Genomic DNA, 21,369 nt, shown 5'->3' on the forward strand with positions numbered 1-21,369 from the left:
GTACCTTGTTTTATCTGAATTGTTTTATGCCGTTTGGCGAAGTATGCTGATTTCGATGGTATCGAGGTCGCATGCGCAAGAACGGCCTTTAACGTTTGCAGGGAGCCAACCGATGACCAAGTCTGAACTAATCGAACAAATCGCGATGCGTCAACCGGAGCTATCCGCCAAGGAAGTCGAAACGGCAGTGCGTATCATCCTGGATGATATGACCGATGCCTTGTCCAGCGGCGGGCGAGTAGAAATACGGGGCTTTGGCAGCTTTTCACTTCACTACCGCGAGCCACGCACCGGCAGAAACCCCAAGACGGGCGACCCGGTGGAACTGGACGGCAAATATGTCCCCCACTTCAAGCCCGGCAAAGAGCTGCGGGAACAGGTAGACGCCAGTCGAGCGCTGGGCTATTGAGCCTGAGCAAACGCCCCCTTCGACGTTCTTCGGGATGACGTCACGCTTAGACTCAGACACAATAGCACTACCGCGAACGCCACTAACCAGGAAACACACATGCGTTGGATCAAAGGGCTGATTCTGGCCATCATTCTACTGATAGTGCTGCTGGTCGGCATTCTTTTTGCCGTCAACAACCAGCAGACCATTGCCTTGAACCTGATCTGGACAGAGCTGCCTGCCGTCTCGCTGTCGGTCTGGCTGCTGGCAACGCTGACGCTGGGCGTGGTAGTCGGCATGATCGCCATGCTGGGCGTGTACGTACGCCTGAGAGCCAAGCTGGTGCGCAGCGAACGCCACAACAAGCAACAGCGCAAGGAGCTCGACCGCCTCCGCACCCAGGAGTTCAAGGAACTGGCATAAATGCAAGATGCCGTGCTGCTGGGCGTGCTGCTGACCGCCATTGTGCTGGGCTTTGCGCTTGGGGTCAGACATGCGACCAGGCGCCAGCGGCAGGTCCCTTTGTCACGCCCACCCGATCTATCTCGAGAGTACTTCGTCGGGTTGAACTATCTGCTCAACGAGCAGCCCGACGAAGCCATCAACACCTTCATTCATGCCCTCGACATCAATAGCGAGACGGCAGAAACACATATTGCCCTGGGCAAGCTGTTTCGCGCTCGCGGTGAAGCCGACAAGGCCGTCAGTATTCATCAAAACCTGCTGGCCCGCCCCGCCCTGTCGGCAGAGACCAACGAACACGTTCAACTGGAGCTGGCGCGAGATTTCATCGCTCTGGGCGTGCATGATCGCGCCCAGCGGCTGCTGCGCAGCGTGCTCGAACACTCGAGCAGCGAGCCTATGTGCCTGGAAGCGCGCCGACTGCTGATCGACCTGCTGGAAAGAGAAAACGACTGGCATGAAGCGCTGGAGACCGCCCAGCCCCTGATGAAGCTGCAACCTGCCATGCGCCGACCCGCCGCCCACTGGCTGTGCGAACTGGCAGAACAGGAGATCGCCCAGGCAAGCCGCCCGCTGGCTCGCAAACATCTGAAAAAAGCGCTGCAGTTCGATGAGCGCTGCGTCAGAGCTACCCTGCTGTTGGCCGAACTCGATATGGAAAACGGCCATCATGACAAGGCCATCGAGCGGCTCGACCATATACTTCAACAGGATATCGCCCACATCCCCACCATGCTGCCGGTCCTGCAACGGGCCTATACCCGCAACGATGACCTGGACGGCCTGGAAAACCACCTGTATCGGCTGCTGGGGCAAGCCCCCTACACCAGCGTCATGATTACCCTGGGGGCCCTGATCCACCAGCGAGAAGGAGTCGACAACGCCATCGAGCGGATCGGCACGTGGTTACGAGAAGCGCCGAGCCTGGGTGGCCTCGACTACCTGGTGGATCTTTATCTCGAAAGCGAGAAACTGTCAGGCAAAGCTTCTCCCGACACACGCTTGCTGCTGCTCAAGCACCACACTGACCAGCTGCTGTCCGACCGACATCGTCACCGCTGCCGCCGCTGCGGCTTCAACAGCGACAGCCTGAGCTGGCAGTGCCCCAGCTGCCGACGCTGGGGCACCATCAAGCCCGTCACGGGCGTTCAGGGCGAATAGCCGCTCGCATCCAGCCTCAGACGCTCGCCAGCTCGCTTTCGATAGCGACCAATGCCGCCATCGGGTCTTCTGCCTGAGTGACCGGCCTGCCGATGACCAGATGAGTGCTACCGGCCTGCATGGCTTCTGCAGGTGTCATGATCCGCTGCTGGTCATTGGCTGCGGCGAAATGGGGACGAATTCCCGGCGTCACCTTGAGGAAGCCATCACCATACCGAGCCTTCAGAGGTGCCGCCTCGTGGGCAGAACACACCACTCCCGCCAAACCACTGGCATGCGTCAACGCCGCGAGACGATCCACCTGGGCATCGATCCCGCCGCTCACGCCGGCGCTGGCCAAATCCTCTTCCTGCATGCTGGTCAACACGGTGACGGCTATCAAGTGCGTCTTCAAACGATGCTCCGCCAGCCGCTGGGCCGCGGCCTCCATCATCTTGCGCCCACCGGAGGCATGAACATTGACCATCCACACACCCTGCTCTGCCGCCGCCTGCACCGCACTGGCGGTGGTGTTGGGAATGTCGTGAAACTTGAGGTCCAGGAATACCTCGAAGCCCCGACCATGCAATGCCTCCAGTACTGCTGGGCCGCTGCGCGTGAACAGCTCCTTGCCGACCTTCACACGGCAACGCGCCGGGTCGAGCTGGTCAGCCATGCACAGGGCCGCGTCAAGCGAAGGGTAATCAAGGGCAATGATGATAGGTGAGTCGGTGGACACGCGCTTACTCCGTGCTCGTTAGATCAACAATGGAAAGGTTCATGTCTGTCACGAACCCGTTCAATGGGCGACGGTCTGCCACCCTGCTAGTGTAACAGCCCTCGTCACGCGGCTGTGTAAGCGATTACCGACATCCCTCATGGCAAACGGATTACAAAAACTGTCGGCAATGGCTTACAGCGCGAGGCGCGCCAAAAGATTAAGTTGACTAAGGACGCAAGCAATTCGGTCATGCTGGCGATCAAGGAGGCTTGGCTCTTGGCGAGCCGAGCGACGAACCAACACCGATGAGGTACTTCACATGCAGAAAACGTTCAAGGGATTTGTAGCCGCACTCGTGATGTCACTGTGCCTGGGCTTGTCCAGCGCCGCGCTGGCCCAGGCAATCGCCCCCATCAATGTCAATAGTGCCGACGCCGAGCTGCTGGCGGAACTGCCGGGCATTGGCCCCAGCCGGGCGGCCGCCATCATCGAGGAGCGTGAAACCAACGGCGCTTTCGAGAGCGCTGACGACCTGACACGGGTCAGCGGCATTGGTCCGGCCACCGTTGACCGGATGCGCGACCAGGTCGTGGTAGAGGATTAATCACATCACACGCGACACCATGACCACCCCGCCCGTCACGGCAAGCCTTGCGCCTATACCGTGACGGGCACCACTCAGCAAGTGGCCACCAGGGTGGTCAAAGCAGTGCCTGCCGTCGATTACAGCACATCACCCGGCACGCGCACTCGCCCTTCCATCAATACCCGAGCACTGCGGCTCATGATCGCCTGATCGATTTGCCAGCGTTCCTCCACCAGGCTGGCCTTAGCGCCTACCCTGAGCGTGCCGGAGGGGTGGCCAAAAGTGACCGACTCCCGTTCGCTGCCGCCTGCTGCCAGGTTCACCAGTGTCCCCGGAATGGCCGCTGCCGCGGCAATGGCCACGGCCGCAGTGCCCATCATGGCGTGATGCAACTTGCCCATGGAGAGCGCCCTGACCAACAGATCGATCGACTCGGCCTCGACCCGCTGCCCACTGGAAGACGTATAGCCAGCCGGTGGTGCCACGAACGCCACCTTGGGCGTGTGCTGACGGCTGGCGGCCTCGTCCACATGGGTAATCAACCCCATCTTGACGGCCCCATAGGCACGTATTCTTTCGAACCTGGCCAGTGCATCCGGGTCGCCGTTGATCGCCTCTTGCAGCTCACAGCCGCTGTAACCCAGTGCTTGCGCATCGATGAACACGGTAGGAATACCCGCATTGATCAGCGTCGCCTTGAGCACTCCGATGCCGGGCACCTCCAGCTCATCCACCGGCTGCCCCGTGGGGAAGATCGCCCCCTCACCGTCGGCAGGATCCAGAAACGCCACCGGAATCTCGGCAGCAGGAAAGGTGACGCCATCCAGCTCGAAGTCTCCGGTTTCCTGAACGGCGCCGTGGCTGATCGGCACCTGAGAAACGATGGTTTTCTGTATGTTGACCTGCCAGATACGCACTTCCACGACGCCGTTTTCAGGCACCCGCGCGGGGTCGACCAGCCCATTGGCCACGGCATAGGGGCCCACCGCCGCAGACAAGTTGCCGCAGTTGCCGCTCCAGTCCACGAAAGGCTTGTCGATGGACACCTGCCCAAACAGGTAATCCACATCATGCTCCGGGGAAGTACTTTTCGAGAGAATCACCGCCTTGCTGGTGCTGGACGTGGCACCGCCCATCCCATCGATCTGTTTTTCATAGGGGTCGGGGCTACCCATCACCCGCAACAGCAGCCTGTCTCGCGCCTCACCCGGCTGCTGCGCAGCGGGAGGCAGGTCACTGAGGGTGAAAAACACCCCTTTGCTGGTGCCACCTCGCATGTAGGTGGCGGGAATACTCATCTGCGCTGCGTGCGCCATGGTCACTCTCCTGACAACGGCCTGACACGCGTCAGGCCGTCGATGTTCACTCGTTGGGCTTTCCCTTCCGGTGCTACGCTGGGACAACGCGGCTAGACAGCGGCGCTGGATTCCAGAAAATCCTGCGCAAAGCGCTGCAGCACACCACCGGCGGAGTAGATGGTGACCTCCTCGGCGGTGTCCAGACGGCACACCACCGGCACACGCTCCACAGCTCCCTGCTGGCGATGGATCACCAGCGTCAGCAGGGCTCTGGGTGCAGGCGTTCCTTCCACGTCGTAGATTTCGGTGCCATCCAGCGCCAGCGTTTTCCGAGTCGTGCCCTCCTCGAATTGCAGCGGCATCACGCCCATACCCACCAGATTGGTGCGGTGGATACGTTCAAAGCCTTCTGCCACGATCGCTTCGACCCCGGCCAGAGCCACGCCCTTGGCCGCCCAGTCTCGAGACGACCCCTGGCCATAGTCGGCACCCGCGATGATGATCAGCGGCTGTTTGCGCGCCATATAGGTTTCGATGGCTTCCCACATGCGGGTCACGGTGCCTTCCGGCTCGATACGCGCCAGCGAGCCTTGCATGACCTTGCCCTGCTCGTCGTGCACCATCTCATTGAAGAGCTTGGGATTGGCCAGGGTGGCCCGCTGGGCGGTCAGGTGGTCTCCGCGGTGGGTGGCGTAGGAGTTGAAGTCCTCCTCCGGCAAACCCATGGCATGCAGATACTCGCCAGCGGCGCTGTCCATGAGAATGGCATTGGACGGCGACAGGTGGTCCGTGGTGATGTTGTCCGGCAGGATGGCCAGCGGGCGCATGCCTTTCAGCCCTCGCTCTTTCGCCATGTTGCCTTCCCAATAGGGCGGGCGGCGAATGTAGGTACTCTGGGGCCGCCATTCGTAGAGCGGGCTTACCTGAGTACGCGCACTTTTATCCAGATCGAACATCGGGATATAGGTTTGGCGGAACTGCTCCGGCTTCACCGACGCCTTGACGATGGCATCGATTTCGCTGTCTTCCGGCCAGATGTCCTTGAGGGTGACCGGATTGCCCTGGGCGTCGTGACCCAGCACGTCCTGTTCGATATCGAAACGGATGGTGCCCGCAATGGCATAGGCCACCACCAGTGGCGGCGAGGCCAGAAACGCCTGTTTGGCATAAGGGTGGATACGCCCATCGAAGTTGCGGTTACCCGACAGCACCGCCGTGGCATAGAGATCGCGACGAATGATCTCCTCCTGGATACTCGGCTCCAATGCACCGGACATGCCGTTGCAGGTAGTGCAGGCGTATGCCACGACGCCGAAGCCCAGCGCTTCCAGCTCGCCCATCAGATCGGCTTCTTCCAGGTACATCTTGACCGTCTTCGACCCCGGAGCCAGCGAGGTCTTGACCCACGGCTTGCGGGTCAGGCCAAGGCGGTTGGCGTTTCGGGCAATCAGGCCTGCCGCCACCATGTTGCGTGGATTGGACGTATTGGTGCAGCTGGTGATGGCTGCAATGATCACCGCCCCATCGGGCATCCTGCCTGCTGCCTCCTCTTCCCGCGCCTTGTCCAGCCCGACGGCAATGCCGCGCTTGGCAAGCTCCGTGGTAGGCAGGTGGGCATGAGGGTTGGAAGGCCCCGCCAGGGTACGCGTCACGCTGGACAGGTCAAAGCGCAGGATGCGCTCGTAGACTACCTGCGTCAGGTCATCGGCCCAGAGCCCGGTATGCTGGGCGTAGGCCTTCACCAGGGCTACCTGCTCATCGTCACGGCCGGTCAGCTTGAGGTAGTCGATGGTCTGGTCGTCGATATAGAACATCGCCGCCGTGGCGCCGTACTCCGGGGTCATGTTGGAGATGGTCGCCCGATCCCCCACCGACAGTGCGTCGGCACCTTCCCCGAAGAACTCCAGATAGGCGCCGACCACGCGCTCGCGGCGCAGAAACTCGGTAATCGCCAGCACCATGTCGGTGCCAGTGATACCGGGCTGCAGCTTACCCGTCAGCTCGACACCCACGATATCGGGCAAGCGCATCATGGAGGCGCGGCCCAGCATCACGCTCTCGGCTTCCAGCCCCCCGACCCCCACGGAGATCACGCCCAGCGCGTCCACCATGGGCGTGTGGCTGTCGGTGCCCACGCAGGTGTCCGGGTAGGCCACCTGCACGCCCTGCTCATCCGGGCGGCACTGCACCACCGGAGACATCTTTTCCAGGTTGATCTGGTGCATGATGCCGTTGCCGGGAGGAATCACGTCGACGTTCTCGAACGCCAGCTTGGTCCAGTTGATGAAGTGAAAGCGGTCGTCGTTACGCCGATCTTCCACCTGACGATTCTTCTCGAAGGCGTCCTTCTCGAAACCGGCGTGCTCCACAGCCAGCGAATGGTCGACGATCAGCTGCGTCGGTACCACCGGGTTCACCTTGGCAGGGTCACCGCCCTTCTCCGCAATGGCGTCGCGCAGCCCGGCCAGGTCGACCAGCGCGGTCTGGCCCAGGATGTCGTGGCACACCACCCGGGCCGGGTACCAGGGAAAGTCCAGCTCCTGCTTGCGCTCGATCAGTTGCTTGAGGGCGTCGGTCAGCAGCGCCGGATCACAGCGCCGAACCAGCTGCTCGGCCAGCACCCGAGACGTATAGGGCAACTGGGCATAGGCACCGGGCTGGATCTCCTCGACGGCCTGACGCGTATCGAAAAAGTCCACTGGTGCGCCCGCCACCGACACATTCGGCAGCGGCTTGCGATAATTCGTGTTCATGATGCCTCTCACTTGGTCACAGAGCCAAACGCCTAGTCACGGGCTTCAATGGGCACCCATTCGCTCTTCTCCGGGCCGATGTAGTCGGCGCTGGGGCGAATAATGCGGTTATTGGCACGCTGCTCGAATACGTGGGCGGCCCAGCCGGTCAGCCGCGACATGACGAAGATGGGCGTGAACAGTTTGGTCGGAATATCCATGAAGTGGTATGCGCTGGCGTGGAAGAAATCGGCATTGCAGAACAGTTTCTTCTCCCGCCACATGACCTCTTCGCAACGTACCGATACCGGGTAGAGCACGGTGTCGCCGACGTCGTCCGCCAGCTTCTTCGACCACTCCTTGATGATCGCATTGCGCGGGTCGGACTCACGGTAGATGGCATGACCAAAGCCCATGATCTTCTCTTTGCGCTCCAGCATGCCGAGCATCTCTCGCTCGGCTTCTTCGGGCGAGCGCCAGTGCTCGATCATCGCCATGGCCGCCTCGTTGGCGCCACCGTGCAGCGGACCGCGCAGGGAGCCAATCGCCCCGGTGACACAGGAGTGCATATCCGACAGCGTCGAGGCACACACCCGTGCGGTGAACGTGGAGGCATTGAATTCGTGCTCGGCATAGAGAATCAGCGAGACGTTCATGACCCGAGCATGCAGCTCGGAAGCGGGCTCACCACGCAGCATGTGCAGAAAGTGACCGCCCACCGAGTCATCGTCGGTCTGGGTGTCGATGCGCACGCCGTCGTGGCTGAAGCGGTACCAGTAGCAGATGATCGACGGCAGCACCGCCAGCAGCCGATCCGCCACGTCCTGTTGCTGATCGAAGCTCTCTTCGGTTTCCAGATTGCCCAGCATGGAGGCACCGGTACGCATCACATCCATGGGATGGGCGTCCTTCGGAATCTGCTCGAGCACCGTCTTCAGGGCCTCGGGCAGCCCACGCAGACCTTTCAGCTTGGTGATGTAGTGATCGAGCTCCGCCTGATTGGGCAGCTTGCCCTTGAGCAGCAGGTACGCTACTTCTTCGAACCTGGCTTTCTCAGCCAGCTCCTTGATGTCGAAGCCGCGATAGGTCAAGCCGGAACCGGTTTTACCCACGGTACACAGCGCCGTCGAGCCGGCACTCTGCCCACGTAATCCTGCACCTGCTAGCGGTTTATCAGCCATGGTAGTCTCCTGACGTACTCAGTATTGTCACTGTTATTAGATGTGTTGCCTGCGCACTCAAGCGTCTTTTTGTTCGGCGAACAGCGCATCGAGCTTCTGTTCGAAATCGTGGTAATTCAAGAAATCGTACAGCTCATCGCGGGTCTGCATGGTGTCGACCACCTCGCGCTGATGGCCATGCTCCAGAATGCTCTGGTAAACCTTCAGGGCCGCCGCGTTCATGGCGCGGAAAGCCGACAGCGGATAGAGCACCATCCGGCAGCCGACGCCCCCCAGCTCCTGCTGGCTGAACAGCGGCGTGGCGCCAAACTCGGTGATATTGGCCAGAATCGGCGCATTGACGCGCTGGCAGAAGGCGCGATAGTCGTCGAGGGTATGCACGGCCTCGGCGAAGATGGCGTCGGCTCCTGCTTCCACACAGGCGTTGGCGCGCTCGATGGCGGCATCGAGCCCCTCCTTCTGGAAGGCATCGGTGCGTGCAATGAGGTAGAAATCCGGATCCAGCTTGGCATCGGCCGCAGCCTTGATGCGGTCCACCATCTCCTGCTGGGAAACGATCGCCTTGTTGGGGCGATGACCGCAGCGCTTCTGAGCGACCTGATCTTCCAGATGCACTGCGGCGACTCCGGCGCGCTGCATCTCTTTCACGGTGCGCGCAATGTTGAACGCGCCGCCCCAGCCGGTATCGATATCCACCAGCAGCGGAAGCTCCGTGGCAGCACAGATACGATGTGCATCCTCGACCACGTCGTTCATGGTCGTCATGCCCAGATCCGGCAGGCCGAAGGAGGCATTGGCCACGCCGCCGCCGGAGAGATAAATGGCCTGGTGCCCCACGCGCTGGGCCATCATGGCCGTATAGGCATTGATGGTACCCAGGATGGGCAGCGGGCGTTGGGCTTCCAGCGCGGCACGAAAGCGCCCACCAGGGCTCAGGCGAGAAGTGGATGAAGCGGTCATGACATCAGCTCCTGTCTTCGGTTGTTGTTTGTTGTTCAAGAATGGCGGCGTAGCGGTCTGCTACGTTCGCCCGTGACGCGCTGACATGGCGACGCATCAATAGCTCGGCCAGCTCGGCATCGCCGGCCTCGATGGCATCGACAATCCGGTGGTGCTCCACGAACGCCCGCTGAGGGCGGGCACCACTGGCGCTGAACTGCGTGCGGTAGAGGCGCACCAGGTAGTAGAGGTCATCACACAGCAGGTTCATCAACATTTTGTTGTGACTGCCCTGAACGATGCGATAATGGAAATCGAGATCGCCTTCGCGCTGGTAATAGGCTTCCCCGCGCTTGAGGTCGCCCTGGCTTTCGTGCAGCGCCAGAACGTCTCGCAGCCCCTGGATTTCCTGGGCAGACATGTGCTCAGCCGCCAGCCGCGCCGCCATGCTTTCCAGCGCCTCGCGCACGTCGAAAAGCTCCAGCAGCTCTTTCATGGAAAGCTTGACGACCCGGGCGCCCACATGGGGCACGCGCTCGATCAATCGGTGGGCCTCGAGACGCCGCATGGCCTCGCGCAGCGGCCCCCTAGAGATACCGTAGGTCTTCGAAAGCCCAGGCTCAGTGATTTTGCTGCCAGGCGCCAGTTCCCCACGGACAATGGCGCTTTGCAACTGGTGAAACACACGCTCGGCCAGTGTGCGTACTTCTGGCGAGACGACGTCGCTGGCGTCGCCGTCCGGTAGTGGTGAAGTGGAAGCAAGTAAGGTCATGGTTAATTGTCGACAATTAAGGGATGATGAAACTTTAGCCCTCCCCCTTTCTGACGTCAACCTCGGAAAATAAGCGTTTTTATTCATCTTTCGTTGCACACCTGACGAGACCTCCTGCGCAAATGTCTACAATCTCTGTTGCGGGCCCCTCTCACCGCCCGCTTACGTGAGAACGCCGTCGATAAACGCGGCTGGTGTCCTTGGCGCGAGCACCCTAAAATATGCCGCCCTTTCCGGACTGGCGTTTGCTTCATGACAACGGCGTTGACGATCTCCGCTCTGCCCTACTTCTCCGACCCGCTGGCCACCTTTGCCCGCTTACGGCAACGGCCCGGGGCGGTGCTGCTGGACAGCGGCCGACCCGTGGCCACCAGCGGCCGGTATGACATCCTCAGCAGCGACCCGCTGGCCACGCTGGAAATCTGCGCAAACCGCCAGGCACAGCTCAGCTCCACCACATTGACGCTGCCAGCTCATCTCGACGATGACAGCACGGCGCAACAGCAGTGGCTGCTGGAACAGCTGCCCGTGCCCACCCTCGACAGCGAACTGCCCTTCCTGGGCGGTTTGATCGGCTACTGGAGCTACGACTTGGGCCGCCAGGCCTGTTCAGTACCCAGCCAGCACCCGCCCGCTACTCAGCTGCCGCTGGCCCGCCTGGGCCTGTATGACTGGTGCATCACCTTTGACCATGTCACCCAGCAAGCCTGGCTGGTGGCCAGCGATGCGCGCCGTCGAGAGGTGCTGGCCTGGCTGGAAGAAGCCCCGCCAGCAGGCGAGCCTTTCACGCTGACACAGCCGTTCAAGGCCCAGCTCAACCAGGCCGAATATACCGAGCGCTTCGAGGCCGTACAGCGCTATATCCGCGCCGGTGACTGCTACCAGATCAATCTTGCACAGCGCTTCTCCGCCCGCTACGAAGGGGATGAGTGGCAAGCCTATCTGCAGCTGCGACGCGCCACACCGACGCCTTTCTCGGGGTATATGGCCTGGCAGGGCCAGGCAGTGCTGTCGCTGTCGCCCGAGCGCTTCATTCAGTGCCGTGATGGCCGCGTCGAAACCCGCCCCATCAAGGGCACCAGGCCCCGCGGCGAAACGCCCGCAAAAGATCAGGCGCTAGCCGAGGAGCTACTCAACAGCACCAAGGACCGGGCCGAGAATGTGATGATCGTCGACCTGCTGCGAAACGACCTCGGGCGAGTCTGCACCCCCGGCTCGATACGCGTGCCGCAACTTTGCCAACTGGAAAGCTACCCCAACGTGCACCATCTGGTTAGCGTCGTTCAGGGAGAGTTGGCGCCCGCACACTCACCGCTTTCGCTGCTCACGGCAGCCTTCCCCGGCGGCTCGATCACCGGCGCGCCCAAGATACGCGCCATGCAGATCATCGATGAGCTGGAACCCTGCCAGCGTAGCGTCTATTGCGGAAGCCTGGGCTATATCGACATCCGTGGCAGCATGGACACCTCGATAGCCATTCGCACCATGGTGGCCGATCACGGTAGCCTGAGTGTATGGGGCGGCGGCGGACTGGTCGCCGACTCTCAGGCAGACGAGGAGTACACGGAAACCCTCGACAAGATCCGCCATCTGATTGGTGCTCTAGAATAAATCAGCGCTTTGGAATAAAAAAGAAGCACTGTTACATCAGAAAGGAATATAAAACCCAAACCAAACGGTATTGGGGCACTACACAGGGCTTTGGTAGCCTAATGGCATCGCACGCTTTTCAACAGGAGGCAGCATGTCCTCAGCTCTCGAAGCCATTCATCAAGAATACGCCGATGACCCGCAGGGGTTGATCGAATGGGCGTTCCGTCAGGGCGAGCGCCCTATTTGCACCACCAACTTTCGCCCTTTCGAGGCCGTGATCCTGCACATGGTGACGCAGGTTCGCCCGGACATTCCTATCGTCTGGATGGACAGCGGTTACAATACCGAGGCTACCTACCGGTTTGCCGACGACGTGATTCGACGGCTCGACCTCAACCTGGTGAGTTTTTTACCCCAGCGCACCCGCGCCCACCGGGAGGCCCTGGACGGCCCCATGCCGGGCATCGACGACCCGCGTCATGCAGCGTTCACTCAGGAAGTGAAGATCGAGCCGTTCGAGCGCGCCCTGGCCACCATGCGGCCCGACATCTGGTTCACCGCCCTGCGCGCCGAAGACACCCCCGAACGGGCCAGGATGCAGTCCGTTAGCCGCAACAGCGACGGCCTGCTGAAAGTGGCGCCGCTACTGAAGTGGACCGCCAAGGACATGTACGAATATCTTCAGGCCCATGACCTGCCCAACAACTTCGACTACTTCGACCCCACAAAGGTGGAAGAGAAACGCGAATGTGGGCTGCACCTGCAGCATTGATATTGATATAGCCACCTGACGAGTTCACCGCCCTGTTCACCACAACATAAAGCGGTGAACAGGGCGGTGAGTTGGTTTATCAACCCCAAATCGCTGGCCGCGCTCAATATTCGGGGAGTTCGACACCTTCGAACAGCGCGTGCTCATGGCGCGGCCCCGCCGTCAGCGCTTCGTCCACTCGGTCGCGAGTCAGGTGGGGGGCAAAGCGCGCCAGGAAGTCATACATGTACCCGCGCATGAACGTGCCACGACGAATGCCGATCTTGGTGGTGGAGCTGGCAAACAAGTGGCTGGCGTCCAGCGCCACCAGATCGTCATCCTGGGTAGGGTCTACCGCCATATGAGCCACGATGCCCACTCCCATGCCCAGGCGCACATAGGTCTTGATGACGTCGGCATCAGCGGCCGTCAACACGACGTTGGGGGTTAACCCCCTGGCCTTGAAGGCATCGTCCAGCTGCGAACGCCCAGTGAAACCGAAGACGTAAGTCACCAACGGATACTCTGCCAGGGCGTCAAGGGTCAGCGGCCCTTCCAGAGAAGCGAGTGGGTGCTCCTTGGGCACCAGCACGCAGCGGTTCCAGCGGTAGCAAGGCAGCAGTACAAGGTCGGTAAACAGCTCCAACGACTCGGTGGCAATGGCAAAATCCGCCTGCCCTTCACTGACCATCTGGGCAATTTGCTTGGGAGTGCCCTGCTGCATGTGTAGCGCCACGTCAGGATACTTTAGCGTGAACTCGCTAATGATCGGCGGCAGCGCATAGCGGGCCTGGGTGTGGGTGGTCGCGATGGCCAGGCTGCCACGACGCTCGTCGCTGTGTTCCTGGGCGACCTGCTTGATGTTTTCGGCAAGCTTGAGCACTTGCCCGGCCAGCTCGATGATCGATTGGCCCGCAGGGGTGACGCGCGTGAGGTGCTTGCCGCTGCGGGCAAAAATCTCAACACCCAGTTCGTCTTCCAGCAGGCGAATCTGCTTGGAAATACCCGGTTGAGAGGTAAACAGACTCTGGGCAGTTGCTGACACATTCAGGTTATGTCGATTGACTTCCCAGATATAGCGAAGTTGCTGTAGCTTCATATCCTCACCTAATGTTCAATGCCGGAAACGCCGCAAAACGTCCCGCGCCGCCACCACTGCGTGCCCGCCCGATGCCCGGAGCATGACGCTCAACGAGCATAATTGTGAATAAAAAAACGATCTATAATTCCCATATAGTATAAAAAATCATCGCTATCAGCATCCATTAATTTTTTCTATTTCAGCGTAAAACGCATCTGGAATTTGCCAGCATCCGCCGTGACCGCTAACATCTGGCAACTTGGCGCGGTGAAAGAGCGCTGGTAAATCGCGTAATGACCGTTGCTCCATTTGAGGCAACGTAACTGCAAGAGCAACGCAAACGGGAGAAGCAAATGGCTAACAATGTTGATGTCACCAACGCCAATTTTGAGCAAGAAGTCCTCAACGCCGAACAGCCTGTCCTGCTCAAATTCTGGGCCCCCTGGTGCGGCCCATGTAAAGTCATGGCACCTGTGGTGGATGAAGTCGCTGCCGAGCGCGGAGACAACCTGAAAGTCGTCAGCGTCAATGTGGACGACGCACCGGAAATTGCCGCTGAGCAGGGTGTACGTGGCGTGCCCACGGTCATGCTGTTCAAGTCAGGCACCAAGGTCGCCTCACTGGTCGGCGCGCAGTCCAAGTCGCAACTGACTCAGTTCATCGACCAGAACGCCTAAGCGCTCACAATCACCGCTGGCCTTGCCAGCGGTGGCTGCCCCGCCCTACGCCTCCTACCCTTGCGACTCTTGCTTGTCACGCTTCAGCGGTGGCCGCCGTGCATCGCCAGGCTGGGCATCCGAACGGCGCTGCTTTCCAGGCCCCAATAGGTGTGCCATCCAACGGGTTTGTGGATGACTGTCCAGCGCAATCTTGAGCGTCATGGTCAGCACCACGGAGAGCAGCATACCCGCCGCGCCGAAGATCCAGCCCCACACCACCAGGGAAAGAAACGCCACAAAGGTGGATAGCCCCAACGCCTGCCCCATGACCCGGGGCTCGACCAGATTGCCCAAAATGAAGTTAATGGCCAGGTAAGCCGACGCCAGCATGAACGCCTGCAGCACGCCGCCATCCTGAGACACCAGCAGCAGCAAGACAGGAGGAATGGCCGCCAGGGCAGAGCCAATGTTGGGAATGAAGTTGAGGGCAAAAGCCAGCACCCCCCAGAGCAGCGGAAAATCGACCCCTACCATCAGGCAGGAAAGCCACACCAGAACACCGGTGGCCAGACTGATGACCGTCTTCACGGCCAGATAGCGCTTCAGGGTCAAGCTGAACTCGCTGAAACGCTTCAGGCTGGGCGCAGGGTTTTCCAGGGCGCGCGAGACCTTGTCACGAAAGTGCAGCGTCTCGAACAGCATGAAGATCACCAACAGCGCCACGATGGTGCCCTGCATGAACAGTGAACCCAGCTCGCCCAGCAGCATGGCAACCCATGAGCCATCGTCTTCCATAGCAAACATTGAGCTTAGCTGCTCCGGGTTGATCGCCAAGCCATGGGACGCCAGCGTATTGAGCAAATTCCAGTAATGCTCGTACAAGCGCGCCTCGATGTCCGGCAGCGCTTCCACGAAAGTGCCGAAGCTGTTGACCACCAGCAGGCCAATCAGGGAAATGAAGGCCAGTAGCACCAGCAGCGTCAGCATGGCTGCCGTACGCCGACTCAGCCCCCAGCCATGCAGCCACTGCACTGGCGACGTGCACACCACCGCAATGAACACCGCCAATAGCAAAGGTACCAGCAGATCGGCACCTACTTTCATTCCGGCAACGATGACCACCAGCGCGGCCAGCGCCAGGGTAGCGTTAAGTGGAATACTGCGATAATCCTCATCTGACAACTTCGACATAGCCTGATCCTTAGCATGTTATCCGTACATAATGGCTGCTGGCGTGACAATGCACAAACCGTGCACCTATTGAGAAAGACGTCATCACGACTCATTAGCCTGTGAACTTTCCGTGTATCTCTGCTTCAAAGCTGCGGGTCATCACCCAGCATTCGGTCTCATAACACATTGGCTCTCTCAGCAAGGAAGTGACTCCATGCAAACCCAGCTCAACTCCGTCAATCGGCTGCGCCACCCTATCAAACGCCTTCGCTATGGCGTGTTGGGGGGCGCCCTTCTCGCACTATTGGTCGCCCCCATCAGCCAGGCAGCACCGCCTCCCCCAAGCGTCTTCGTGCAAGCGCAGTCGTGGGTAGAAGTCGAGCCCGACAAGGCGACGCTCAGCGCGCGGCTATGGGAAAACACCCCTGCCGTGTCTGCCCTGGAAGACACCCAAAGCGATGAGCTGAGCGACGCCCGGCAGCGGCTGGAGCAGCGCGCCAGTGAGCTGATTGCGGCCATCGAGGAAGCGGGCATCAAGCAGCGCGCCATCACGGCGGGCTCGCTCAACGTCTACCCCGAGTACGTGGCAGGCCCGCGTAGTGACGATGGCGAGCAGGAGAACCTGATGCGTACGCGTCTCGAACGCCCGTTCAGCGTCGAACTGGCTGACGTAGAACAGCTGGGGGATGTGCTGGACGCGCTGATCGGCGCGGGGGTCAATGCCCTGGATGGCGTGCAGTTTGACCTGCACGACCGTGACGCCGCCACCGATGAAGCATTGACCAAAGCGCTGGAGAAGGCCCGCCACAAGGCAGACCTGATGGCCACCACCCTTGGCGTGGAGCTGGGCCATGTCCAGCGTATCGAAGAGACCCAGGCGCCCATCTTCCAGCCACGCATGATGGCCATGCGGGCCGAAAGTGACGCCGTGGGTAGCGGCTCAGCCAGCGACTATCGCCCCGGCACCATTCGCATCGATGCTGGCGTGAACGTCGAGTGGGCCATTACAGGGCAAGACGCTCCTGACCGCCCAGATAGCGCTGAAGAGGCGCCGGCACGCTAATCGAACCATCCGCCTGCTGGTGGTTCTCCAATACCGCCAGCAGGCACCGCCCTACCGCCAGCCCCGAACCGTTCAGGGTATGCAGCAGCAGCGGCTTTTTCGAATCCGGGTGGCGGTAGCGAGCCTGCATGCGACGCGCCTGGAAGTCTTCGCAGTTGGAGACCGACGAAATTTCCCGGTAGGTGTTCTGGCTGGGCAGCCACACTTCCAGATCGTAGGTTTTCGCTGCCCCAAAGCCCATATCCCCTGTGCAGAGCGTCACGACCCGGTAAGGCAGCTCCAGAGCCTGCAGGATCGCCTCGGCATGCTCGCGCATCTCCTCCAGCGCCGCATAGCTCTTGTCGGGCTCGACGATTTGTACCATTTCGACCTTATCGAATTGATGCTGGCGAATCATGCCCCGGGTGTCGCGCCCATGAGAACCGGCCTCGCTACGAAAACAGGGCGTGTGCGCGGTCAGCTTCATGGGTAGCGCCGACAGCTCGACGATCTCGTCGCGCACAAAGTTGGTCAGCGGCACCTCGGAGGTGGGAATCAGGTGGTACTCTCGCTCATCGTCGAGCTTGAACAGGTCTTCGCCAAATTTCGGCAGTTGCCCCGTTCCCATCAGCGAATCGCGATTCACCATGTAGGGCACATAGCACTCTTCATAACCATGTTGCTGGGTTTGCGTATCCAGCATGAACTGGGCCAGTGCACGATGCAGACGCGCGATCGGCCCACGCATGACGGCAAATCGCGCTCCGGTCAGCTTGGCGGCCAGTTCGAAATCCAGATAGCCCGAACGCTTGCCCAGGTCCACGTGGTCCAACACCTCGAAGTCGAACTCACGGGGCGTGCCCCAGCGGTGCAACTCGACGTTGTCGTCTTCGTTCTTGCCTTCCGGCACGCTGTCATGGGGCAGGTTCGGAATACCGCTGATGGCATCGTCCCACTCCTCCTGCACCTCAGCCAACTCTTTCTTGGCCTTGTCCAGGCGGTCGCCCAGGTCACTTACTTCATCCAGCAGCGGCTGGATGTCTTCGCCGTTGGCCTTGGCCTTGCCAATCGCCTTGGAACGCATGTTGCGCTCGTTTTGCAGCTGCTCGGTCTGAGTCTGCAACTCACGACGGCGCGACTCCAGCGCCTGCAGTGCCGCTGTATCGAGTTCGAAGCCCCGCCGGGCCAGTTGTTGCGCCGTCGTCTCCAGATCACCGCGCAGCAGTTTCGGATCGAGCATGAGGTATTCCTTGGCCAGAATTCAATGACACGCGCCGCCCAGGGCGCGACAAAGGCGACCATTGTAGGCAAAAGCGCGGACGGGAGCCATGGCCATTGTACGAGGGAAAAGCGGACATGAAGATTGTAGGCGTTTGGCTATAGCAAAACGCTGCATTTTAAAGCTAAGGTAGTGCAAAGCCTCACCATACTGAGCAACCATAATCTCTCTCGGTCTCGCCAGCGCCAACGGCCAGGCAAGATGCACGCCTGGAGTAGCTGGGGTAAAGTACGCTATTCCCCTATTCGCCCCCAGCAGTGACGGCTCGATTCACCATGATTGCATCTCTGGATACCCGCACGGCCCCCGCTGAACGTTTGAAGGGCCACTACGTCCGCTTCCTCGACGCCCTGCGCGCCCGCGGTTTCGAGGGCGAAATCGCCCCGGATTACGCCAACCGCACCGTGCTGGCCACCGACAACTCGATTTATCAGCGCCTGCCCCAGGCAGCGGTCTTCCCCAGGCACGCCGAAGACCTGGAGCGCTTGGCCAAGCTGGCTGCCGAGCTGCCCCACCGGGAAGTGGTGCTGACCCCCAGAGGTGGCGGCACCGGCACCAATGGCCAATCGCTGACCGACGGCATCGTGGTGGACGTTTCCCGCCACATGAACCAGATCCTCGAGATCGACGTGGAAGCACGGCGGGTGCGGGTGCAGGCCGGGGTGGTCAAGGACCAGTTGAACGCCGCTCTGAAACCCCACGGGCTATTTTTCGCCCCCGAACTGTCGACCTCCAATCGGGCCACCATCGGTGGCATGATTTCCACCGATGCCAGCGGCCAGGGCAGCTGCGAATATGGCAAGACCCGCCATCACGTACTGGCGCTGGATACCATCCTGCTCGGTGGGCAGCACCTGCACAGCCGCCCGCTGAGCGAGGAAGAGGAGCAGCAAGCACTGGCCGAGGAAGGCGTACTGGGGAAAGTACACCGTACCGCTGCCACCATCATCGACCAGCAGAAGGCGTTGATCGACGCCAAGTTCCCCCCGCTCAACCGCTGCCTGACCGGCTATGACCTGGCCCATCTGCGTGAGGACGGCCAGCTCAACCTGAACAGCCTGCTGTGTGGCTCCGAAGGCTCGCTGGGCTTCCTGAACGAGGCGGTGCTGAACGTGCTGCCGATTCCGAAGTACGCGACGCTGGTGAACGTTCGCTATGCCAGCTTCATGGATGCGCTGCGCGATGCCAAGGCGCTGATGGCCAGTAGCGCTCGCCCTACCTCCATCGAGACCGTGGGCGACACGGTGCTGCAGCTAGCCATGGAAGATTTCGTCTGGGACAGCGTGGCCGAGTTCTTCCCGGCGGGCAGCACGCCCATACAGGGCATCAACCTGATCGAGTTCAACGACGACGACGCCGATACGCTGGCCGAGCGAGTGGCGGCATTCACCCGGCACCTTGGCCAGGACACCCGCGTCGAGCGGCTGGGCTACACCTTGGCGGAAGGCCGCCCACAAATTCAGAAAGTCTACGCCATGCGCAAGCGCTCGGTGGGCCTGCTGGGCAATGTGCAGGGAGAAAAGCGCCCGCTACCCTTCGTGGAAGATACCGCCGTGCCGCCGGAACACCTGGCCGAGTTCATCGCCGAGTTCCGCGCGGCACTGGATGCTCGCCAGCTCTCCTACGGCATGTTCGGCCATGTGGATGCGGGGGTGCTGCACGTGCGCCCGGCACTGGACATGAAAGACCCCGAGCAGCAAGCGCTGATTCGGGAGATTTCCGATGAAGTGGTCGCCCTGACCCAGAAATATGGCGGGCTGCTGTGGGGTGAACATGGCAAGGGCGTGCGTTCGGAGTATGGCCCCACCTTCTTTGGTGAGCTGTACCCTTGCCTGCAGCAGATCAAGGCGGCCTTCGACCCGCATAACCAGCTCAACCCTGGCAAGATCGCCTCGCCCGCTGAAAATGCCCCGCTGATCGCCAGACAGAGCGACCCGGAGCTGCTGCGCGTGGATGGCGTAACGATGCGCGGCCAGCTGGACCGCACCATCGACGAACGCGCCTGGCAGGCTTACGACGCAGCGGTTTACTGCAACGGCAACGGCGCCTGCTACAACTACGATGTGGACGACCCCATGTGCCCGTCGTGGAAGGCCACCCGCGACCGCCGACACTCTCCCAAAGGCCGTGCCAGCCTGATCCGGGAATGGCTGCGCTTGCAGTCTCAGGCAGGCATCGACGTGGTCGAAGAGTCGCGCAAGAAGAAGGCCGAACGCAGCTGGGGCTTTATCAAGAGCTTTCCCAAGCGAGTGATGAACACCCTCAGCCGTCAGCAGCACCACGACTACTCCCACGAAGTGTACGATGCCATGGCAGGCTGCCTGGCGTGCAAATCCTGCGCAGGCCAGTGCCCTATCAAGGTCCACGTGCCTCAGTTCCGTGCGCAGTTCCTGGAGGTCTACCACGGCCGCTATTTGCGCCCGCTGCGCGACTACGTGATCGGGGGCACCGAGTTCATGCTGCCCGCGCTGACCAGGATCGCCCCTCTGTATAACGCCGCCCTGGGGCAGCGCTGGGTCACCCAACTGATGCACAAAGGGCTCGGCATCAGCGACTCCCCCACGCTCTCCCGCGCCAGCGTGAAAAAGCAGCTGCGTGCCTGGGGGGTGGCAGAAGCCACGCCTACGTCACTGGCCCTGCTCACCGAACAGCAGCGCGCGCAGAGCGTGATCATCGTGCAGGACGCGTTCACGACTCACTTCGAAGCCAGGCTGGTGATGGATGTCGTAGAGCTGCTGTCGCGGCTGAACCTGCGCGTGTTCGTGATGCCGTTTTCCACCAACGGTAAGCCGCTCCACGTACAAGGCTTTTTAGGTGCCTTCGAGCGCACCGCGGCCAAGCAGGCCAGGCGCCTGCGGGCGCTGAGCGAGTTCGACGTGCCCATGGTAGGCATCGACCCAGCCATGACGCTGACCTATCGCCAGGAGTACGTCAAAGCGCTGGGCAGCGAACAGGTGCCCACGGTGCTGATGCTGCAGGAGTGGCTTGCTACCCGTGTCAACACGCTCAATCCCAGCCCGGTGAAGCTGAATGACCCGGGCTACAAGCTGCTTTCCCATTGCACCGAAAAAACCAACGCGCCGGGCAGCCCCAAAGCGTGGCAGCAGGTGTTTGCTGCCTTTGGCTTGCAGCTGGAGCTGGCCACCACGGGCTGCTGCGGCATGTCGGGTACTTACGGCCATGAAAGCCGTAACGTCGCCACCTCCAAAACCATCTACGCCCAGTCTTGGCAGCCTCAGGTAGAGGCCGAAGAGAACGCAGGCAAGCTGCTGGCCACCGGGTACTCGTGCCGTAGCCAGGTGAAGCGTTACTCAGCGCAAACGCTGGCTCATCCGCTTCAGGCGCTGCTCCACTGCCTGCGTAGCCAATAACCGCCTCGAACCGCAACGCGAAGGGCCTGCTGTCTCCAGCAGGCCCTTTGGTTTTCCGGCGGTTGCCGCTAATCCGTTAGCTCTCTTCCTGCTGTTGACGTCCTCCCCGCCCTAAAGGACGGGGATTCCAACTTCTTGAGGGCAACGTCCTGCCCCGAGGCTGAGGATATTCCGGGCCGCATTCACGTCCCGGTCGTG

At 61.0% G+C, this 21,369-nt stretch carries 18 protein-coding genes; 9 read left to right on the forward strand and 9 right to left on the reverse strand.

Going from position 1 to position 21,369, the window contains the following annotated elements:
• Nucleotides 1–55: 55 nt before the first annotated feature.
• From IE061_RS16655 to lapB, 3 genes are all read left to right on the forward strand, one after another.
• Nucleotides 56–409: an integration host factor subunit beta gene (locus tag IE061_RS16655; RefSeq protein ID WP_254893852.1), complete on the forward strand. Its 354-nt coding sequence runs from the start codon at nucleotides 56–58 to the stop codon at nucleotides 407–409.
• Nucleotides 410–508: 99 nt separating this feature from the next.
• Nucleotides 509–814 (forward strand): lipopolysaccharide assembly protein LapA domain-containing protein, encoded by a 306-nt coding sequence (locus IE061_RS16660; protein ID WP_039182525.1) that lies wholly within the window; start codon nucleotides 509–511, stop codon nucleotides 812–814.
• On the forward strand, nucleotides 815–2,014 hold the full coding sequence (gene lapB / locus IE061_RS16665) for a lipopolysaccharide assembly protein LapB (RefSeq protein ID WP_193462095.1): 1,200 nt from the start codon (nucleotides 815–817) through the stop codon (nucleotides 2,012–2,014).
• A 16-nt stretch (nucleotides 2,015–2,030) separates the two neighbouring features.
• On the opposite strand, the gene pyrF is transcribed toward lapB, so the two are convergent.
• Nucleotides 2,031–2,732 (reverse strand): orotidine-5'-phosphate decarboxylase, encoded by a 702-nt coding sequence (gene pyrF, locus IE061_RS16670; RefSeq protein WP_193462096.1) that lies wholly within the window; start codon nucleotides 2,730–2,732, stop codon nucleotides 2,031–2,033.
• Nucleotides 2,733–3,033: 301 nt separating this feature from the next.
• On the opposite strand from pyrF, the gene IE061_RS16675 reads away from it, so the two are divergent.
• On the forward strand, nucleotides 3,034–3,318 hold the full coding sequence (locus tag IE061_RS16675) for a ComEA family DNA-binding protein (protein ID WP_016914360.1): 285 nt from the start codon (nucleotides 3,034–3,036) through the stop codon (nucleotides 3,316–3,318).
• A 119-nt stretch (nucleotides 3,319–3,437) separates the two neighbouring features.
• Here IE061_RS16675 and prpF read toward each other — a convergent pair whose 3' ends face one another.
• The 5 genes from prpF to IE061_RS16700 all read right to left on the reverse strand — a co-directional run bounded on the left by prpF (nucleotide 3,438) and on the right by IE061_RS16700 (nucleotide 10,222).
• On the reverse strand, nucleotides 3,438–4,616 hold the full coding sequence (gene prpF, locus IE061_RS16680) for a 2-methylaconitate cis-trans isomerase PrpF (RefSeq protein ID WP_193462097.1): 1,179 nt from the start codon (nucleotides 4,614–4,616) through the stop codon (nucleotides 3,438–3,440).
• A 92-nt stretch (nucleotides 4,617–4,708) separates the two neighbouring features.
• Entirely contained in the window at nucleotides 4,709–7,351 is a 2,643-nt protein-coding gene (gene acnD, locus IE061_RS16685) for a Fe/S-dependent 2-methylisocitrate dehydratase AcnD (protein ID WP_193462098.1), read from the reverse strand.
• A gap of 32 nt (nucleotides 7,352–7,383) precedes the next feature.
• Entirely contained in the window at nucleotides 7,384–8,511 is a 1,128-nt protein-coding gene (prpC, locus tag IE061_RS16690; protein ID WP_016914363.1) for a bifunctional 2-methylcitrate synthase/citrate synthase, read from the reverse strand.
• 57 nt (nucleotides 8,512–8,568) lie between these two features.
• On the reverse strand, nucleotides 8,569–9,471 hold the full coding sequence (prpB, locus tag IE061_RS16695; protein ID WP_016914364.1) for a methylisocitrate lyase: 903 nt from the start codon (nucleotides 9,469–9,471) through the stop codon (nucleotides 8,569–8,571).
• Between the two features lie 4 nt (nucleotides 9,472–9,475).
• Nucleotides 9,476–10,222: a GntR family transcriptional regulator gene (locus IE061_RS16700; protein ID WP_016914365.1), complete on the reverse strand. Its 747-nt coding sequence runs from the start codon at nucleotides 10,220–10,222 to the stop codon at nucleotides 9,476–9,478.
• Between the two features lie 252 nt (nucleotides 10,223–10,474).
• Here IE061_RS16700 and pabB point away from each other — a divergent pair, with 252 nt between their 5' ends.
• Nucleotides 10,475–11,833, forward strand: a complete 1,359-nt coding sequence (gene pabB / locus IE061_RS16705; protein WP_193462099.1) for an aminodeoxychorismate synthase component I — start codon at nucleotides 10,475–10,477, stop codon at nucleotides 11,831–11,833.
• Nucleotides 11,834–11,966: 133 nt separating this feature from the next.
• On the forward strand, nucleotides 11,967–12,587 hold the full coding sequence (locus IE061_RS16710; protein WP_193462100.1) for a phosphoadenosine phosphosulfate reductase domain-containing protein: 621 nt from the start codon (nucleotides 11,967–11,969) through the stop codon (nucleotides 12,585–12,587).
• 103 nt (nucleotides 12,588–12,690) lie between these two features.
• Here the strand turns inward: IE061_RS16710 and cysB are convergent, their stop codons facing one another.
• Nucleotides 12,691–13,665, reverse strand: coding sequence for an HTH-type transcriptional regulator CysB (gene cysB, locus IE061_RS16715; protein ID WP_193462101.1), 975 nt, complete (start codon nucleotides 13,663–13,665; stop codon nucleotides 12,691–12,693).
• A gap of 335 nt (nucleotides 13,666–14,000) precedes the next feature.
• Between cysB and trxA the strand changes: the two genes are divergently transcribed.
• Nucleotides 14,001–14,324 carry a thioredoxin gene (gene trxA, locus IE061_RS16720; protein WP_016914369.1) on the forward strand — a complete coding sequence of 108 codons (324 nt, stop codon included), beginning with the start codon at nucleotides 14,001–14,003 and terminating at the stop codon, nucleotides 14,322–14,324.
• A gap of 54 nt (nucleotides 14,325–14,378) precedes the next feature.
• On the opposite strand, the gene IE061_RS16725 is transcribed toward trxA, so the two are convergent.
• Nucleotides 14,379–15,497 (reverse strand): AI-2E family transporter, encoded by a 1,119-nt coding sequence (locus IE061_RS16725; protein ID WP_193462102.1) that lies wholly within the window; start codon nucleotides 15,495–15,497, stop codon nucleotides 14,379–14,381.
• Between the two features lie 196 nt (nucleotides 15,498–15,693).
• On the opposite strand from IE061_RS16725, the gene IE061_RS16730 reads away from it, so the two are divergent.
• A complete protein-coding gene (locus tag IE061_RS16730; protein ID WP_189463342.1) occupies nucleotides 15,694–16,542 on the forward strand; it encodes an SIMPL domain-containing protein in 849 nt (282 codons plus the stop codon).
• On the opposite strand, the gene serS is transcribed toward IE061_RS16730, so the two are convergent.
• Nucleotides 16,484–17,761: a serine--tRNA ligase gene (serS, locus tag IE061_RS16735; RefSeq protein WP_016914373.1), complete on the reverse strand. Its 1,278-nt coding sequence runs from the start codon at nucleotides 17,759–17,761 to the stop codon at nucleotides 16,484–16,486. The two genes, IE061_RS16730 and serS, sit on opposite strands and share 59 nt — an antisense overlap.
• 314 nt (nucleotides 17,762–18,075) lie before the next feature.
• On the opposite strand from serS, the gene ydiJ reads away from it, so the two are divergent.
• Nucleotides 18,076–21,171: a D-2-hydroxyglutarate dehydrogenase YdiJ gene (gene ydiJ, locus IE061_RS16740; protein ID WP_016914374.1), complete on the forward strand. Its 3,096-nt coding sequence runs from the start codon at nucleotides 18,076–18,078 to the stop codon at nucleotides 21,169–21,171.
• Nucleotides 21,172–21,369 lie beyond the last annotated feature (198 nt).

Source organism: Vreelandella hamiltonii (genome assembly GCF_014651795.1).
Taxonomy (GTDB): Bacteria; Pseudomonadota; Gammaproteobacteria; order Pseudomonadales; family Halomonadaceae; genus Vreelandella; species Vreelandella hamiltonii.